Source organism: Paludibacter propionicigenes WB4 (genome assembly GCF_000183135.1).
Taxonomy (GTDB): domain Bacteria; phylum Bacteroidota; class Bacteroidia; order Bacteroidales; family Paludibacteraceae; genus Paludibacter; species Paludibacter propionicigenes.
This window is the reverse complement of the sequence record NC_014734.1, coordinates 414,188-430,637: the sequence shown is the minus strand read 5'-3', so window position 1 is coordinate 430,637 and position 16,450 is coordinate 414,188. Positions and strand designations below refer to the sequence as shown.

Annotated in this window: 15 protein-coding genes; 10 read left to right on the top strand and 5 right to left on the bottom strand. The window is 38.0% G+C overall.

Going from position 1 to position 16,450, the window contains the following annotated elements; all coding sequences use genetic code 11:
• Positions 1–12 precede the first annotated feature (12 nt).
• From PALPR_RS01775 to PALPR_RS01755, 5 genes are all read right to left on the bottom strand, one after another.
• On the bottom strand, positions 13–513 hold the full coding sequence (locus tag PALPR_RS01775) for a 4Fe-4S binding protein (protein WP_013443887.1): 501 nt from the start codon (positions 511–513) through the stop codon (positions 13–15).
• A 64-nt stretch (positions 514–577) separates the two neighbouring features.
• Positions 578–1,699 (bottom strand): NADH-quinone oxidoreductase subunit NuoH, encoded by a 1,122-nt coding sequence (gene nuoH, locus PALPR_RS01770; RefSeq protein ID WP_013443886.1) that lies wholly within the window; start codon positions 1,697–1,699, stop codon positions 578–580.
• A 99-nt stretch (positions 1,700–1,798) separates the two neighbouring features.
• Positions 1,799–3,427, bottom strand: a complete 1,629-nt coding sequence (locus PALPR_RS01765) for an NADH-quinone oxidoreductase subunit D (protein WP_013443885.1) — start codon at positions 3,425–3,427, stop codon at positions 1,799–1,801.
• Positions 3,428–3,501: 74 nt separating this feature from the next.
• Positions 3,502–4,065, bottom strand: a complete 564-nt coding sequence (locus tag PALPR_RS01760) for an NADH-quinone oxidoreductase subunit B (protein ID WP_041620125.1) — start codon at positions 4,063–4,065, stop codon at positions 3,502–3,504.
• Complete coding sequence (locus PALPR_RS01755) at positions 4,056–4,409, bottom strand: NADH-quinone oxidoreductase subunit A (protein WP_013443883.1); 354 nt, start codon at positions 4,407–4,409, stop codon at positions 4,056–4,058. The genes PALPR_RS01760 and PALPR_RS01755 overlap by 10 nt, the downstream gene beginning before the upstream one ends.
• Positions 4,410–4,951: 542 nt before the next feature.
• Here PALPR_RS01755 and PALPR_RS01750 point away from each other — a divergent pair.
• The 10 genes from PALPR_RS01750 to PALPR_RS01705 all read left to right on the top strand — a co-directional run bounded on the left by PALPR_RS01750 (position 4,952) and on the right by PALPR_RS01705 (position 16,443).
• Positions 4,952–5,866: an alpha/beta hydrolase family protein gene (locus PALPR_RS01750; protein WP_013443882.1), complete on the top strand. Its 915-nt coding sequence runs from the start codon at positions 4,952–4,954 to the stop codon at positions 5,864–5,866.
• Between the two features lie 442 nt (positions 5,867–6,308).
• On the top strand, positions 6,309–6,677 hold the full coding sequence (locus PALPR_RS01745; RefSeq protein WP_013443881.1) for a BlaI/MecI/CopY family transcriptional regulator: 369 nt from the start codon (positions 6,309–6,311) through the stop codon (positions 6,675–6,677).
• A gap of 21 nt (positions 6,678–6,698) precedes the next feature.
• The gene (locus tag PALPR_RS01740; protein WP_013443880.1) at positions 6,699–8,330 is read left to right on the top strand and encodes a M56 family metallopeptidase; all 1,632 of its coding nucleotides are present in this window, start codon (positions 6,699–6,701) and stop codon (positions 8,328–8,330) included.
• 93 nt (positions 8,331–8,423) lie between these two features.
• Positions 8,424–9,581 carry a TlpA family protein disulfide reductase gene (locus PALPR_RS01735; protein WP_013443879.1) on the top strand — a complete coding sequence of 386 codons (1,158 nt, stop codon included), beginning with the start codon at positions 8,424–8,426 and terminating at the stop codon, positions 9,579–9,581.
• Between the two features lie 146 nt (positions 9,582–9,727).
• Positions 9,728–10,627: a GLPGLI family protein gene (locus PALPR_RS01730; RefSeq protein ID WP_013443878.1), complete on the top strand. Its 900-nt coding sequence runs from the start codon at positions 9,728–9,730 to the stop codon at positions 10,625–10,627.
• A 43-nt stretch (positions 10,628–10,670) separates the two neighbouring features.
• The gene (locus PALPR_RS01725; protein ID WP_013443877.1) at positions 10,671–13,286 is read left to right on the top strand and encodes a carboxypeptidase-like regulatory domain-containing protein; all 2,616 of its coding nucleotides are present in this window, start codon (positions 10,671–10,673) and stop codon (positions 13,284–13,286) included.
• A 338-nt stretch (positions 13,287–13,624) separates the two neighbouring features.
• Entirely contained in the window at positions 13,625–14,074 is a 450-nt protein-coding gene (locus PALPR_RS01720) for a DUF2059 domain-containing protein (RefSeq protein ID WP_013443876.1), read from the top strand.
• Positions 14,075–14,110: 36 nt separating this feature from the next.
• Entirely contained in the window at positions 14,111–14,641 is a 531-nt protein-coding gene (locus PALPR_RS01715; protein ID WP_013443875.1) for a C40 family peptidase, read from the top strand.
• Between the two features lie 272 nt (positions 14,642–14,913).
• The gene (locus tag PALPR_RS01710; RefSeq protein WP_013443874.1) at positions 14,914–15,474 is read left to right on the top strand and encodes a hypothetical protein; all 561 of its coding nucleotides are present in this window, start codon (positions 14,914–14,916) and stop codon (positions 15,472–15,474) included.
• Between the two features lie 3 nt (positions 15,475–15,477).
• On the top strand, positions 15,478–16,443 hold the full coding sequence (locus PALPR_RS01705; protein ID WP_013443873.1) for a DUF4407 domain-containing protein: 966 nt from the start codon (positions 15,478–15,480) through the stop codon (positions 16,441–16,443).
• The last annotated feature ends 7 nt before the right edge of the window (positions 16,444–16,450 follow it).

Sequence of the window (16,450 nt, the reverse complement as noted above, 5' to 3'; positions counted from 1 at the left end):
TTATATTATTTCTTACTCCCCTTTAGGAGCCTGGGGTTGTTCTTTCTTTTTATCTCTGAGTTTGGAACCTTCACGATTTAATTGTTGCATAAGCTTTCCGCGAGTAAATACAGCATTTTCGAAAGTGTTTTCAAACTTAATAGCATCCGACGGACAAGTAATTACGCAAAGATTGCAAAAAGTACACATTCCCAAGTCCCATTGGTAGGTATCCAGTATCTTTTTCTTTTTTCCGTCTTCGGTCTCTATCATTTTAGGATTTACCTTGATAGTACCGTTAGGGCAATTCATTTGGCAAATACCACAAGCAGTACAGGCATGCTCATTATTTTCGTCATGCGGCATGGTTAACTCTGCGCGAAAACGGTCAGAAATTACTAGTGTGTCTCTGTTCTCAGGATATTGTTGCGTTACTTTTTTAGTCCACAACTCTTTCCATGTTTCGCCCATACCTGTAAGCAACGACTTAATACCGGTAAATAAGCCTGAAAAATATTTTAGTATTGATTTCATCTAATAAATAATTTATAATTCACAATTCGTTTATTGCCCTTAGATTTATACTTATTATCTCTATTTAAAATAAGCCGGGAAATAAATCGGTGAGAGTTAAACCGGTAAGAACCAGAATAACCATAACCAGGATATTCACTAAATTGATTGGCAATAGGTATTTCCATTCCAGATTCAACAGTTGGTCAATACGCAAACGAGGGAATGACCAACGAACCCACAAGCTTAAGAAAATCAAAACTGCAGTTTTTCCGAAGAACCAAACGTAAGAAGGAATGAAATCCATAATTCCGTTGAATGAGTCCCATCCATGAACCTGAATTGGCATATATCCACCTAAAAATACTGTAGTAGCAATTGATGCAATAATAAACATATTCAGATATTCAGCCAGATAGAAGAATCCAAACTGAAGTCCAGAGTACTCAGTATGATAACCGGCAGTTAATTCAGATTCTGCCTCCGGTAAGTCAAAAGGACCACGGTTAGTTTCAGCATGTCCTGAAATCAAATAAATAACAAAAGCTATGATAGACGAAATATGTCCATTAAATATATTCCAACAATAACGTTGTCCTTCTATCATTTCAGAAAACTGCATAGTTCCCGCCAATACTACAATTGTCATCAATGCAAATCCGGCTGAAAGCTCATAACTTACAAACTGAGCACCACTTCGCATAGCACCAATCATGGAGTATTTATTATTACTTGACCATCCTGCCAATAACACTCCAATAATTCCTAACGATGAAACCGCTGTAACATACAACACACCGATATTGAAGTCAATAGCATGAAGTCCTTTACCAAAAGCAATTGCACCAAAAGTTCCCATTGATGCTACAATCATAAAGAAAGGAGCCGTAAAGAACAAAAAGCGGTCTGAACGATTGATCTTGATAATTTCTTTCAGCAAAATCTTAATCATATCGGCCACACTCTGGAGCAAACCCCATTTTCCTACACGATTGGGACCGAAGCGCGCCTGAAAGAATGCTGTAATTTTACGCTCAGCATAAATCAATATCAATGCAATAACCGCGTAAGCAGTCAACAGCACAACAGCGACCAAAACAAATTCAATCAATAATACCCAAAATTCGGGTAAACTACTTCTCAATGTAGTGTCTAACCACGTTGTCAGGTTGCTAATTTCTAATGGTTGTGAATAATTTAATAACATATTATGTACGAATTTCTCGAATTAAAACGAATTATACGAATTTTAATAACGCCGGAGACTAATAACAACTAATATCGCCGTAGGCAAATATCAATGAAATCATCTGTCAATATCCGGAATCACGTAGTCCATAGAACCACCAATACCAATAAAGTCTGATATTTTTTCATTTTTACAAATCAAAGGCATAGCAGAAACCAAAGCCATAGAAGGCGAACGGAATTTCAAACGATATGGAGTTTTGTCGCCACGGCTTTCGATAAATACACCGAATTCACCACGACAAGCTTCTACACGTGAGAAATACTCACCTTCAGGAAGTTTGATAATGGCTTTTGTTTTAGCACAAACATCACCTTCAGGTATATTATCAATCAATTGTTCTATGATATGCAGAGATTGCTCAATTTCATCCAAACGGTTCAGGTAGCGGGCATACGAGTCGCCTTCTGTACGAATAATTTCCTTGAATTCCACTTTATCGTAAAGCGCATAAGGTATGTGTTTACGTATGTCGCACGACCAACCTGATCCACGTCCGGCAGGTCCCGTAACAGCGTAATTAATAGCATCTTCTTTAGACATATTACCAATTCCTATCATACGACCTAACGCAATTACGTTGTGAGAGAAGAAACGGTCATATTCAACCAGTTTAGTTCTCATGTAAGGAATAAATGCTTTTACATCTTTCTGAAATTCGTTGTAGATATCGAACATTACACCACCAATCACATTCTGATTGATAATTAAACGTCCACCGCAGGTTTTTTCAAAAATGTCAAGAATAATCTCGCGCTCGCGCATACCATAGATAAAAGCAGTAGTGGCTCCAAGGTCATTGGTCTGACAAGCCCAAGCCAATAAGTGAGAATCAATACGGTTAAGCTCATCCATTATAGTACGGATATATTGAGCGCGCTCAGGAACTTCAATTTCAGCTGCTTTTTCTACACAAAGACACAAACCATGGCGGTTGATATTGGCAGAAAGATAATCAAGACGATCTGTAAAGTGAAGTATTTGAGGATAAGTAAGGCTTTCGCTGAGTTTTTCGATACCACGGTGTATATAACCACTGTGAACATCTATTTTCTTTACGATTTCACCATCCAGTGCAGTACGGAAATGCATTACTCCGTGAGTAGAAGGGTGCTGTGGGCCTATATTAATGATATAATCATCTTCTTCGAAGATATTGACATTTTCTTCCACCAGTTTACCATCAATTTCCATGATGCGTGGCGCAACGTCAATAATATCTTTACTTTCGAGCGATAATGCATTCAGTTCAGGATTTGCATCATAGTCCTTGCGCAATGGATAACCATTCCAGTCGGCGTTAAGGAAAAACTTGCGCATATCCGGATTGTTGATAAAACGGATACCTAACAGTGCGTACACTTCGCGCTCATTGTAATGTGCAGTTTCGAACAAGTCAGTTACCGAGTATAACAATGGATTTTCTCTGTCGGTTGTGCCTGTTTTCAGAACCAGTTCCTTTGATAAATCGGTAGATGAACAAAGCAGGTAGTTTACACCCAGTTCTTCTCCACGATCCATACCGATAAGTTTTACCAGCATATCGAACGGAAGTTCTACATTGTCGCGAAGCGTTTTAGCTAACAAATGTAATTTGTCCGAAGCAACGGTAACTGTTAGTTTTTGCTTTTCTTCAATAACTGCAGTTGGTACAGTATTAAGTATTAGCTTTTTTATATTTTCCATTTTTCTTGAATGTCTTATGTCAAAGGTCAAAAGTCTGGTATCTTGTCTTTCGACAATCGACTTTTGTCATCGTTTTATCGTTGTTTATGTCCCAAAAACTGTTCAAGCTTAATTTTACGTTGTAACTGCATTAAGCCATAGAATAATGATTCCGGACGTGGTGGGCAACCAGGAATATAAACGTCCACAGGAATAATCTGATCTACACCCGGTACCACATGATATGAATTTACAAACGGACCTCCTGATATAGCACAGGCACCCATGGCCACCACATATTTCGGTTCAGCCATCTGATCGTACACACGCTTAATAAGTGGAGCCATTTTATGAACCATAGTTCCGGCCACAATCATCAAATCGGCCTGACGCGGACTGTTACGTGTAACCTCCATACCGAAACGAGAGATATCATGGTGAGCAGCTGCAGAAGCCATAAATTCAATACCACAACAACTTGTAGCGTAAATCAACGGCCAAACAGAATTGGAACGACCCCAGTTTATCAACTCATCTATTTTACTCAAAACGACATTTACGCCATTGGCCTCGAGTTCTTTGATGTAATTTTCCAAATACTCGTTGTCGTTAAATTCCGCGGTAGGAATTCCTTTTATATTGATATTTTTTAATTCCATTTTAATACTCCTTTCTTCCATGCATAAGCAAGGCCTAAACCAAGAATTACCACGAAAAACATAATACTGTACAATCCGGTGTATCCTAAGTCGCGCACAATGGTAGACCATGGGAACAAGAAAATTGTTTCCACGTCGAACATTAAATACAAAATGGCATACAAATAATAACCTGCCTTAAACTGCATCCACGATGTGCCGTGTGTTGGGATACCACATTCATAAGGTTCTCCTTTTTGGAGATTGAATGATTTTGGTGCTAACAAAATGGCTATACCAAGTCCGGCAATAACCAATGCGACTCCGGTGAGTACTACTACCAGAAAAAGCGATAAACTGCTCATATATATGAATAAATTTTATTTGCCTAAAAACGGTGCAAAGGAACGATTTTTTTTTTACTTCAACGAATATTAAGCGGTTAAAAACCCATTTTTGAGGGCTATACCCAATTTTGCAATCCCGACGTTACATTTAGTACAATAAACTAATATACAAATACTTAATCACAAATCAAAAAGACAGTGTTAATCGCGATTATAATATATTATATTTCATTAACTGTTTTTCGTGAACTTTTTCGGCATACAGAGTAAACAATATGATTTTAATCGTGTGTAAAACATGAATGAATAATTTTAACATTAGTAGCACACAAACCTAAAAGCTGGCTTGCTTAATAGCAAGTTAGCATTTAGCTCTATGAGTAATAATTCCGAACAATACAAAGTATCTTTTGAGATAAGAAATAATCAAACACTCAATATTATAAACATCAATTCAGATTCAACAATAAACAGGGCAAATCAAAAAATAAATATATACATTTGGAGCATCAAATTAAACCAAGCAAAAACAATTATTAAACTTAATTTCTAATTACATTATGAAGAAAAACTATTTTTATGTTATTCTCTTTGCATTTACCGCATTCTGTTTTCAAAATTCTGCATTCGCTCAGGGAAGTGCTCCGGTAACCCGACCTACATCAAGAGTGGTGGAAGATGGTGGAACCGGTGCTTACAGTGCTATTATGCTTATTGAAAGTACACTCCCAACCCATACAGTGTTCCGTCCAAAAGACTTAAGTGCATTTGGCGAGAAAAAGAAATTACCCATCATTGCCTGGGGTAACGGTGCTTGTGCTAATTCTCCGTGGGAACATATCAACTTTTTATCTGAAGTAGCTTCGCATGGTTTTCTGATTATTGCCATTGGTCCAATGCCTCTGGAAGGGGAACGTGGAGGTGGAAAATCTACTTCGTCGCAAATGGTTGATGCCATTAACTGGGCTATTGCTCAAAACAGCGACAAGAAAAGCCCGTATTATAACAAGATTGATATTACCAAAATTGCCGTAAGCGGTATGTCGTGTGGTGGGCTTCAGACATTGGAAACAGCTCCCGATCCGCGCGTAACTACAGCTGTAATCTGCAACAGCGGTATTTTGGGCGATGCAGGAGGTGGAATGAGCGGAATGCCAAACCTCAAGAAAGATCATCTGTTGAAACTGCATACTCCAACACTTTATATCCTTGGTGGCGAAACGGATATTGCTTACAACAATGGTATGGACGATTTCAAACGCATCAATCATGTTCCGGTTTTTGTTGCCAACCTGAATGTTGGTCATGGCGGAACCTACAGCAAACCTCATGGTGGTGAATTTGCCAAAGTAGCAACAGCATGGTTTCAGTGGCAACTGAAAGGCGACTTGGAAGCTGCAAAAATGTTTACAGGTAATCCTGCCGGCTTGTCGAACTTACCTGAATGGAAATACGATAAAAAGAAAATGCCTTAATTGCTTTATTGACATAGGTGTTGCATCCTGCAACGAAATTGATTGAACCGTCCAACTGCTGAATGTTGGGCGGTTTTTTTTATAGAAATAATCGATAAAATATTGCATCGCTAAATTTAAAATGCTGTGTCGCCGCCATGCGGCTTACATATCATTTAGATCGGCGAATTCAACCAAACTCTCGCCACTATGTGACTAATACAGGTGCAGAGCACCGAAAGTTTGATAGAACAAGGAATCCCAATAACAATGAAAGCCGCATCGCGGCGATAGATAATGAAAACTAAACATTCAATTATGACAACTTATCCCATTTTATTTGAGTCGTTTTAGAGTTAAACGAAGTTAAACTATAAATATTAGTTCAAAAACTATAATAAATAGTTGTTCAACTAAAAATATTAGTTTATGTTTGCATCGTAATTAATCAATAAAAGGAAAAATGAAAGAACTAACCACCAAAGAAGAAGAAATCATGCAGTTTTTTTGGGCAGAAGGACCCCTGTTTGTAAAACAATTAGTGGACAAATATCCTGATCCGAAACCGCATTTCAACACGCTTTCTACTTACGTGCGCGCTTTGGAAGAAAAAGAGTTCCTAGATCACGAGAGCTTTGGAACTACCTACCGTTACTTCCCCGTTATTCAGGCTGAGGATTACCAAAGCCGGACGTTGAAAAATGTGGTGAAGAAATACTTCAACAATTCATATCTGAATGTAGTCAATTCATTTATCAAGTCGGATGATATATCGATAGACGAAATCAGGAAATTGCTGGATGAAGTTGAAAAATCAGCTAAAAATAAATGACAACCTCTAATACGCTAAGATATGGAAACAACACTTTTTTATCTGCTACGTGTAAGCATTGCTGCCACCATTCTGTACCTCTTTTTTAAGTTTATTCTGAGTAAAAGGACGTTTCATGCCCTTAATCGAATTGTAGTGCTTTGCATGGTGGTCATGACCCTAGTGCTGCCCTTGTTTACGATAACGCTGCCGATAATAAGCTTCTTCCAACCCAAGGTGGAAACAGCAACCTCACAACTCACAGTCGAACAGGTACTAGCGCTATTGAAAGCTGGGGGATATTTTAATGGTTCCACAATAGAATCTACACCAGCCACAGAAATTCCGGGGATAAAAATTTTCGGAGTAATATATCTGATAGGTTTTACCCTTGCTTTGATGCGGTTTTCCATCAGCTTTATCCGCATGAGTCGCATTATCCGGCTGACTCAAAAAGCTCAATTGGATGATAATAGCTTGCTGTGCATTTCCGACAAGAAGGTTTCACCCTTCAGCTGGATGAAGTACATTGTGCTGTCAAAGGACGATTTTACTGATGAAAATAAGGATATTATTCGTCACGAGCAAGCCCACGTAGCTTTTGGGCATTCGTACGATTTGCTCTTTCTCGATCTGTATTCCCTCGTTTTCTGGTTCAATCCGTTTGCCTGGTTGCTACGGCTGGAACTGCAAACCATTCACGAATATCAGGCCGACGAGAAAGTACTGGCTGAAGGTGCCAACGCCAAAAACTACCACCTATCACTCATCCGCCAATGCGTGGGTGAATACAAGTTTGCCTTAGCTAATAATTTCGAATACAACAATTTACACAAACGAATCAAAATGACAATGGGCACAAAATCCTCTTCCCGTCAGAAATGGCTTTACGGAACCATTGGCTTATCTGTCATGCTTTGTATAGTAGTTCTCTCCTTTAGTGGACTGAAAGCCAAAGCCGCTGATTTGAAAGAGATGATTAAATCAGAACTTTCTGCGGCTGATTCTACTCAAAAACCAACCCCGTCCGTTGTAAGAATAAGGAAAGTGGATGTAAAAAATAACGAAACAGTCACTCCCCAAATTATTGTTGGTGACACTGTAGCACCTGACTCAAAAATTAAAGTGCGACTAAGCCCAAACGAAGATATTCGTGTTGTGGGGTATGGAACACAGTTAGTAACGGAATCAAAAGCAAATCATAGTCCATTGGGTTTAAATCTTAATGGTACAGCAAAACCAATGATAATTGTTGATGGGAAAGAATACTTTCAAAGTATTGATGCAATCAATCCGAATGATATTTTAAGTATTGAAGTTTTGAAAGATGCTTCTGCTACCAAACTATATGGAGATAAGGGTAAGAATGGCGTAATATTGATTACGACTAAGAAGAATGCTGCCAGTTCAACAAATAACGAATTGAAAATCAACACAAGTAAACCGCTCAAATTACATGCAGAACTTGTTTATGACAAAGAAAAAGATGCAGGTTCAGCATCGAATGAAGTCAAAAACAATAAAGGTCTTCGGTTCAATGCTACATTTCATAAAGATGTGCATCAACCACTTACTTCGGTTGATGGTAAGGAAGCACCAGCTAACCCTATACAAATTTCGATTGCTAATATAGAGGCTATAACCATACCTATGGACACTACTATCGCCCGATGATTATCTGACAAAATAGATAAGAATGAAGTGGTATTAATCGAAATGAAAAAAAAGTAATACAACTTTGCAAAGAACAATAAATTAGTAATCAGTATGAAAAGAATCATAATTTCGTTGTTATCCGTTTTTCTATCTTTCAGCGCTTTTGCTCAAGGGGGAAAAGAGTTTGTAATTAAAGGTACGCTTAAAAATGTAGCAGATAGTACAGTGATTCTTTTAATGAAAGAGGAAGGAGCTTTCGGATTGCAAGCAAGTTCGGATACCGTAAGGAATGGTAAGTTTATGTTTAAATGGAAGGTTGAGAATGGGAAAGAAAAATACTCATTGTTTCGTGGTCCTAATGAAAGTGAATTTCCAACAATGTCATTGGATATTTGGGTAAAACCCGGTTCTGTGATAGAAGTAACCGGAAACAACAAATGGATATATACATGGGATGTAAAAAGTGATATTCCTGAACAGATAGAGCGAAGCAGGTTTATCAAGATAAATAAAACAGATTGGGATAAATATCAATATGTAGATGTCGAAAAAAATACTATAGCTAAGGGAAATCTCGAAACATCGAGAAAAAAAGCTCTTACCGACTCATTAAATAAATTGACCAAAACAATAATCAATAGAATAGTTATAAAGGAAATAGAGCTATTAAAACAAAAACCGATAAAAACCATTGCGGGCATGGAAGTTTTAAATAGAGCTGTTACAGAAATGAAAAATAAAAACAATAAGTCAAAACTGTTAGAGTTGAAGCAAATTTACCGCCAATTGACAAAACAACAAAAAGAAAGTGTTGAAGGATATAGCATCTACACTCTCCTTTATCCTCCTAAAACAGTTAAGGCAGGTGACATGATGGTAGATGGTGATTTATTCGATTTGGATGGCAACAAACATAATCTGGCAGAATATAGAGGGAGGTATATCCTTTTAGACTTTTGGAATTCCGGTTGTGGTGCCTGTATTATGAAATTTCCTGACTTGGCGGAGATTTATGAAAAACAAAAGGATAAACTTAATATCGTTGGTATTAATATGAATACAGTAGCTGCGTGGAAAATAGGAAACCAATTTGCAAAAATAACGTGGACCAATCTAAATGATAGGAAAGAATCTGCAGGTCTCGCTACAAAATACAAATTGAAAGCAACACCACATTATGTATTTATATCTCCCGAAGGAAAAATTCTTTTTACCACCTCATATTGGGAGGAATTGGTGAAAAACATGGCAGAATATATAAAGGATTGAAAGGCAATTTGTCGATATATACACTAAAGGACAAAAGAATTGAATGCTGGAAAGAAAGCAAAACTTGCTTATAACACGCTCTCTTAGAAGCTCTATACATAATACATTTTGAGTATAAGAATCCACACCAAAGAATCAAAAACGCCATGAAAACAAAACAAATCCTGTTAGCAATCACAACTTTTCTATTGACTATAAGTATATCTACCGCGACAGCACAATCGTCCTTTAAGACAGATCCTCAGGCTGCTACTTCGATTGATAAAGCATTGATTGAATGTATTTACAGTTACAGGTTGAATGTACCCCTGCTTGAAAGTACGACCAACGAGAAAGAACTTCAGACTTATACTACCATTTTGCAAGCCAACAGCTCTACTTCCAAATTTTGGGATTGGAACTCTTTCAAGAAAGATAGTATCATCTACACTTCGACCGACTTACCGGCAGATAGCTTAAAAAAATTAAATGAAAAGTACTATTCGATGGTAAAATATATGTTCACACCGGTGATTATCAAAAATTATCCCAAGGAAAAAATGATCGTTACCGATGACATAATCCCTGAAGATTATATTTACGCGGAAAATAAAGTTGACCGCAAATGGACATTACAGGATAGTACACTAAAGATTTGCGGATACGAATGCAACAAAGCTGTTGCCAAGTTTGGCGGCAGAGAATGGACGACGTGGTATGCACCCGAAATTGCTATCAGTGACGGTCCGTGGAAACTTTACGGATTACCGGGACTGATACTGAAAGCCAGTGATGCCACAGGAACTCATACCTTCGAGGCCATTTCGATTCGAAAATCGGATCGCCCTATTTACTTGGATAAGAATATTACACAATTAAAAATCAGTCGTGATCAGTTTATCAAAAACAAGAATAAATTCGAAGAAGATCCGATGAAGAATATACCCATGGCGCAGATAAAATCAATTAGTGTTAATAAAAATTTGAATGTGATACAGATCAATAACAAACGAACTTCGGCTCGGGGAGTTAACAAAATTAAGTATTCTCCGCTGGAACTCGAATAGTAGTAACAACCCCGTTTTGTCAATAGCCCTATCTTGAATAAGTATGCGTAATAAGCTGTCGTTCATTTGTTTTCTGGTTCTTTTCAGTCATTCTCTGTTTGCGCAGAAAACCGAAATTAGCGGAACTGTGAGCGATAGCATTACACATTCGCCGGTAGAAGGGGTGGTGGTAAAAGCATTGTTGAATCAAAAAATGATTGCTTTCTCTACCACAAACAAATTAGGCAAGTACAATCTGGGATTTGAAAATCAATCGGGGGCGTTAACCCTCAATTTTCAGCATATCTCTTACAACAGCAAAATAAAAATTGCGTCAAACCGATCGCAGCAATTAAACGTGTCTTTGAGTTCAAAAACCTTGATGTTGCGCGAAGTCAGTGTTGCTGCCCCCGCGGTAATTCATAAAAGCGATACGGTGTCGTTTAATGTCGGTTCCTTCAAAACTGCGGGTGATCGCTCGATAGAGGATGTTATCAAAAAAATGCCGGGTATAAATGTGAATAGCGATGGAAAAATTGCTTATCAGGGTAAGGACATCAGCAAGTTCAACATCGAAGGACTGGATATGTTGGGAGGGAAATACACCCTTGCTTCGCGTAATATTCAGGCAAAAGATGTAAACCGGGTGGAAATGATTGAAAACTTTCAGGATGTAAAACAACTGCAAGGCAAAGAGTATAGCGATAAAGTAGCCCTGAATCTGAAACTAACCAAGGAAGCCAAAATGCGACTACTTGGAACTGCCGAGCTTGGAGGTGGATTCAGGGGAGATGATGTGCTTTATCACGGTGTACTGACCGGAATGACATTTGCCAAAAAAGTTCAGTTTATTGGTACATTAAAGGCTAATAATTACGGGAGTTCCCTCTCGAACGAGGTTATAGGCTTTTATCAAAACGATAATATTACTAACGTGATGAACGGACTGATGAATTCCGATCTGTCGTCATCACCTCCTTTAACTGCTAACCGATTCCAACAAAAAAACGACTTGATGGCTTCGCTCAATTCGGTGATTAAAGTAAACGAAAATGTTATTTGGAGAATTAATGCAGATTATACACGTGATCAAAAGCAATTTCAGTCAGAAACAACCTCAAATTATTTTGTAAACAATAGCAACGTTGAAATAAAGGAAACACAAGCACCTCAATATTTGAAAAACTCGCTGAAAGCAACCGCATATTTGCAGGTCAACAGTCCGAAAATTTACCTCGACAATGCTATAACCTTTTTGGCAAGCAATGTAGATAATCGTTTCGGTGTGATTACGGGCGGTAATTCCATTCAACAAAATGTTACGAACAATCTGACGGGAATTCAAAATCGTTTTACTTTGATAAAAAGAACCAAGAAAAAGCAGTACAACTTTGCTTCACAGGTTAATTACAGTGACATGCCGGATAATCGGTTATCCATAACAGGCGTGCCGGGTGTTTCGGGCGAATTCTATCAGGCAGGAAAAGGAACTACATTTGCAACTACCAACAGCACTTCTTTTGGCTATGATTTAAGCCGGGTATCACAACTCAGTCTGGCACTTGCATTAAATGCTGACTACGATCGGGTTTATACTCAACTTCAGCGGGGCGATAGCTCCATAATTAATCGGAATCAGGGACTAAAAATTACAACATCCATTTCGCCTATATATCGTTTGCAGTCGCTAAATCAAAGGTATGGATTTAGCATCGGGCTACCGGTGAATTTTTACAATTTAGCCTACCTGAATCGATTAAACCCAAATGCCGATTTTTATTACAATATGCCTTTCTTTAGTCCGAAAATTGAAGGACACTATATCTTCTCAGCATTCACCAAGCTGGAGTTTAACTCCGGAATTAATAACAGCATTGGCGATATAACAGATTTTGTGGTGAATCCCATACAAACGTCTTATAACCAGCAGACCGCCAAATCCGGCATTTTGGCAAAAAGTAGTAACTTTTCTTCCCGATTGAATTTTGAGTTTAAAAAACCTGTGGAGCTGTTTTTCTCCAACTATTCGGTTTCATACGGTGCTGTTAAACGTAATATTCTGAGTAGTCAGACAGTGAACACCGGAACAACCAATGTTGGGGTGAATACATCCGCCGTGGCAGATGAAAATACAACAAAAAACATCTCATTTTTGGGCAATGCCAGCAAAGTATTTACCGCCATCGGAACCACACTTTCTCTACAATCCACCTACGGCATATCAACCGGTTTTCAAGTACGCCAGGGAATCAAAACGGATATCAATTCTACCAATTTCTCAATTTCACCCGATGTAAAGACACAAATTTCCAAACAACTGGAAATAAGTTATTCTATGAATTATAGTCTGTCTTCACAACAAGCAACCAATTTCACTACCACTTATCACCAGCAATCGCATAACATCTCCATGTCATACAGTCCTGTTGATCAGCTGATAATCTATGGAAAAATGGATTTCAACCGTCGTGAAATAAGCAAGGATAATTATAAAAACATACAGCTCTTCGATGCAGGTGCGCGTTACAAACGCAAAAAGTTTGAGGCTGAACTGAAGCTCAACAATTTATTGAATACGAAAGAATACAGCTACACCGTAGTCAACCAATTGGATGTATTTTCGTACAAATATTACCTCAATCCCCGTGAAATTCTCTTGATTTGCAAATTCAATTTGTAGTTTCAATATTCCCACCATCTCTGATTTTGTCGGATTGTCAACGATTATCATTCTACAGTATTTTCATCTAAAATTTAAATCATATAACACTTTCTGACAACTAAATCGAACTGACCAAAGTTTTTCAAATTTTATTTAAAGTTTATATACAAATCTTTGGTTACAATAAAAATAGTTAGTAGATTTGGGGTGTGAAAGAATCAAATCAGCCAGTACATTTTTGAGACTGTATTCAGGACAATTTGGTAAATAGCGGGTTACGTCGTGTTTTATAAATAAAGGATATTATCGGATTTTCATAACGTTATATTTTCCTTACAATTTAAAACTACAAAATCATGAAAAAGGTAACATTCGCATTGTTTTTTTGTTTCGGATTGCTTACGAGCGCTTATTCGCAAACAAAACAAGAGTCTATCCGTGAGTTATTCCAACTTATGAGACAAGATTCGGCAGTACTGAAAAGCTTCGATTCATTAGCGCCCATGTTTATTCATAAACGCAATCAGCCGATGGATGCAGAGGCGAAAGCAAAATCGCAGGAAACAATCAATATGCTGAGGCAAATGACCAAGATGATTATTGATATGGTAACTGAAGACAAGGTGAAATTGTACGACAAAAACTACTCACGGGAAGAAATCAATAAACTGATTGAATTTTACAAGTCGCCTGTAGGGCAGAAATATGTAAATACTACCCCGGGAATTACCAACGAAATAATGACAAAGGTGCTAAAAGAATATCTGCCTGAGTTGCAGAAAAAAGCAAATAGCAACGAGGAATAAAACATCGCTTCTTGAAGCTCCAATAATACGATTTGTATGAAAGTACAGATACCGCAAGCCAACCCTTTTCGCCACATATTTCCGGTTTTCATCACGCTGTTGCTCTTCGGCTGTAGTTCAACCCGACATCTGGAAAACAAACGCAACAAGGAAGTATATGACGCGTTGGGACTGACTAAAGAGCGGAGCGATAATATTGCGCTTTACAAAGAAGCGGCTTCGTGGTTGCACACCCCTCACGTAGACGGAGGAACATCACGCAAAGGTACAGACTGTTCCTTTTTAGTATTCAGCATTTATAAAACCGTTTATAACAAGGTACTTGAACGAAACTCTTCTGCCATGTTGAAGAAAAACTGCGAAAAAATCAACCGAAACAAAATCAGGGAAGGCGATTTGGTGTTTTTCAATACGAGTGGCAAGAGCAAATCAACCGTTAACCACGTAGGCATTTATTTGAAAGATAATAAGTTTATTCATGCTTCTACTTCCAAAGGTGTTATTGTTAGCAGTTTGGACGAGAACTATTTCCTTAGAACCTGGGTTTGTGGAGGAAGAGTCCGATAAACTCTGATTCATTTATGCTCAGAACCTACAAAGCTTCAACAGTATTAAATACCCCGATTTGACTGATGAAAATACGGTCAATCGGGGTATTCTGCTTTATTTCACTTCAGCTTACTGTAACCTTTAAACAAAACCTGCGTCTAATAATCAATCGTGACGCAAAAGGTGACTAACAAATATATCGCTTTTTCTATTTGTAATAATATCAGCAGATTGAGCGTTTATATACAATACCAACTCTATAATCAAAAACAATAAAAATCAGAAACAATATGGGATTATTTGATGTATTTAAAAGAAAAAATTCCGATGAACAGTTTAAAGAATCTGAACAACAGTCGGACGAACCGAACTCTGTGGATACAAGTGAGCAAAATTTATTAAACAATGGAGATTTCAGTTCCACCAACAAAAGTTTATCTGCCGAGCTACCTATTGATGAAATCTACAAATACCTTCAGTTCGACTTTGAAAGCAGAGGATACGAAGATGCATTGAGTAATCCGGATATATCGTACCGCGATATGAATAAAAAATTGATCGTCAGCAACCTGAAAGTAATTTTCAAACAGACAAAACAAACCTATACCGATAATCTGAACCGAACCGATTTTCATATCAGCTCACGTTCGCAAGCAGGGTTGGTTGACATTGTGGAACTACTCAAAAATCAGAAAAGTATGCTGACGGAACATCTGAAAGAAGTGATAAAAATGGAAGAAGATCTTGAAAAAGAAGAAGATTATATGATAGGGATGCTACTATCTTACGAACGAGGATTCTTACGAGGACTGGCTGCATTATCGCTCGAAACATTAAACATAAAAAGATAAGCTATGAACGGTTGGACAAGATTTAAATGTTTCATAGTCGGTTGGAATCCCGATATACTAAAAAACTGTAGCGAAGCAAGCTATAAAGCTTTAAAGAAGTATGCTTCCTCCATTCTTATTCTGTTGTTTATTTGGGGTGCTACCGGATACACATTTGCCCAAAGATACCTCTCGGTACATACGTGGTGGGGCTGTGCCCTGACAGCATTGATATTTATGATTATCGTTATCCAGATAGAGCGGCAGGTGATACTGACGGTGGGTAAAAACAAATGGATCGTGCGATTCAGAACACTGCTTGCCATACTGATGGCACTGATAGGCTCTACGATATTGGATCAGATTATTTTCAAAAACGATGTGGAAAAAGTGCTGGTGGACATACGGGCCGATAAGATAAACGAAATTTCGGGCAAACGGCAGAAAACCATGCAACTTGAAATCAATAAATTGAATATGATCATTGATTCGTTGGATGTGATTAATTCCAAGCTCAATGATGAAGTGGCCAAAAGACCAACCATTGCTGTTACAAACGTAACTACCGAGAAAAATCCTGTCGTAAATCAGGATGGCACCAAAACCACCAACACCAAGACCATAGTATCGACGCAGCATGTAGCCAATACGAGAATAGAACAAATAAAATCGAACACCGCTACGATAGATAAATGCAGGAGCAGGCTTGACGAATTATACAACCAGAAAATCAATGTAGAGGTAACAGTCAGAAAAGAGCTGGAAGCAAATGCAGGCTTTTTGGAAGAACTCAAAGCCATGATAGTACTGATTAGTTCAGAAGCGCTGGCCGGAGTTTTTTACTTCCTGTTGTTCACGTTTATTCTGGCGCTTGAATTGCTGGTGGTGGTGAGCAAAACAAAAGACGTAACCTGCGACTACGACCTGGTGGTGGAACATCAGCTTAATGTAAAAAGAGATGTTATGAATGATTTGGTAAAGAAACAGTAAAACCACT